The organism is Blastococcus sp. MG754426, from assembly GCF_021699055.1.
Lineage (GTDB): Bacteria > Actinomycetota > Actinomycetes > Mycobacteriales > Geodermatophilaceae > Blastococcus.
Genome location: NZ_SSXC01000217.1, coordinates 1 through 229, shown reverse-complemented (window position 1 = coordinate 229; position 229 = coordinate 1). Strand labels below are relative to the sequence as shown.

1 pseudogene is annotated in these 229 nt (G+C 71.6%); it reads right to left on the bottom strand.

The features are described from left to right. Positions 1-229, bottom strand: a pseudogene (locus tag E9549_RS23015) (methyl-accepting chemotaxis protein); the annotation flags it as partial.

The following is a 229-nucleotide window of genomic DNA, read 5'->3' as shown; positions in this document are numbered from 1 at the left end:
GTGGTGCGCAGGTCGGCGGCCATCCGGGACAGCTCGTCGACCGCCGTGCGGGTCTGGGTCAGCGCCTGCGTGGTCGAGTCCGCCGCCGTGGAGACACCGGCGATGTTCTCCGCGATCTGCGTGGTCCCACCGGCGGCCTCCTGCACCGACCGGCTCATCTCGTTGGTCGTCGCCGTCTGCTCCTCCACCGCCGAGGCGATGGTGGTCTGCCGGTCGGAGATCTGCGCGA